Raw genomic sequence first — 1,877 nt, 5'->3', positions numbered from 1 at the left:
AATTCTTCATAACTTTGAGATTAGGATAAACAAAATGTTGAACTTCTTTAGAGCCTTTATTAGACCGCTATGTCTATCATTCTATTTGAAGCAATTCAACAGGGTTCAAGGAGAAGGCAGAGGACTATGGTTCTAATCCAGCAAAGTCTAAAGTTCACCTCTGCTTTCCTTTGAATAAATTTAAAGTTTTTTATCAAATTCAAAGTAAAGGCAAAGTCTCCCGACTTTGAGCAATTACTAACTAATATATTTATCGAAAGAAGAGACTTTCAAAACGTCAACTTTTGGAATTTCAATTAATTCAATATTTACAATCCCAACTCCATTAATATAATTACTGGCGCTCGAATAAACATACTCTGAAGCTTTAGAAACAATCCCTGCGCGAACAGGATTTAAATGGATATAATCTAATTTCGACCACATAAACTTTTCAGAATAAATTTCTTCTGCATGATTCCCATATTGCCAAAACTGGTATTTTTTGTTGCGACCATGAGATTCTGTAGCTATTTTGAACCGTTCAAGCATCCATTCCCGGCGACTTTCAGGTTCTGTTTGGATTTTGTCTAGAATTATTTTGGCAGTAAACTTTTTAAAATCCCTTACTAAATCTGACAATTTTCCCTCCTTTGATTGTACAATGAGATGAATATGATTACTCATAATAACATAACCATAAACAATCATTCCTTTATTTTTAATACAAAAATCCAAACAATCTATTATACAATCCCGATAGTTCTTTCTGGTAAAAACATCTATCCAATCTACCACTGTAGCGGTAATAAAATGTACCTTTTCTTGGTCTCTTATAACATATCCTTCTTTCATGGCGTGTAAATAATTTCTCAAATGTAATATTAATAAAAAAGCTACAACATTACTGCTACAGCTTTATGTATTTATTGCTCAAAGTCGGAGACTTTGCGCAGCGGGGGGGGGGGTGTATATAAAAAAACAAAACTACAACTTTTAAGGTTGTAGTTTATATTCTTTGCGGGCACGGATTGCAAATCCGCCTTTACTTTGTCTTAGATAAAAAATGATTATCTTTTTCAAAGGAAAGCAGAGGTGAACTATCAAATCCGCCAAGCTCGTTACTTATATAGCGCAATAGTCCTCTGCCAACCCTTTGAACCCGTTGAATTGCTTCAAATAGAATGATAGACATCAAGGTCTAATAAAGGCTCTAAAGAAGTTCAACATTTTTTATTCTTCTAAAATCAAAGTTATGAAAAAGTATTTGTTCCATGTTGGTATTGACATCTCAAAACTAAAGTTGGATGTTGTTGTAATTAGTACTGAAACCACAAATTCAGTTGAGCATTTTATAGTTGATAATACTCAAAAGGGAGTAAAAGCCATTATAAGATCGTTGATAAAGAAAAAAATTGATTTAACTACGATTTTGTTTTGTTGTGAAAATACTGGTGTTTATACTTTTCCCTTAAGTGCTTATTTGTCTGAAAAGCATCTTGATTATTGTATTGTTCCAGCTATTGAGATCAAAAGATCCAAAGGTATTACCAGAGGAAAAAATGATAAGACAGATGCAAAGGATATTGCCTTGTATAGTATTAGAAATATTGATAAGCTTCAGCTTTCTGCTATTGCAGAAAAAGAAATACAACAGCTAAGATTATTATATACAGAAAGAGAAAAAGTAATGAAATCCCTTTTGTTGTTTGGAGCATCTAAAGAAAATGAAGTTTTTACCACGAAAGAAATTTACAAAGTAGTTGCATTAGTAAATGCTAAAACAATACAGGCATTACAAAATTCATTGAAATTCATTGAGGCAAAAATGAAAGAAATTATTAAAAATCATGTTGAGTTGAATCAACAGTTTGAGTTGATAAAAAGTGTTCCAGGTG

At 31.9% G+C, this 1,877-nt stretch carries 2 protein-coding genes; one reads left to right on the top strand and one right to left on the bottom strand.

Annotation, left to right across the window (positions count from 1 at the left end):
• Positions 1-237 precede the first annotated feature (237 nt).
• Positions 238-834 (bottom strand): REP-associated tyrosine transposase, encoded by a 597-nt coding sequence (locus NAT51_RS19575; RefSeq protein WP_250601802.1) that lies wholly within the window; start codon positions 832-834, stop codon positions 238-240.
• 400 nt (positions 835-1,234) lie between these two features.
• Here NAT51_RS19575 and NAT51_RS19570 point away from each other — a divergent pair.
• On the top strand, positions 1,235-1,877 hold a 643-nt coding region (locus NAT51_RS19570; protein ID WP_250601801.1), incomplete at its 3' end, for an IS110 family transposase.

Source organism: Flavobacterium amniphilum, from assembly GCF_023634845.1.
Classification (GTDB): domain Bacteria; phylum Bacteroidota; class Bacteroidia; order Flavobacteriales; family Flavobacteriaceae; genus Flavobacterium; species Flavobacterium amniphilum.
The sequence above is the reverse complement of the archived record's forward strand: the minus strand, read 5'-3'. Positions and strand labels throughout refer to the sequence as shown.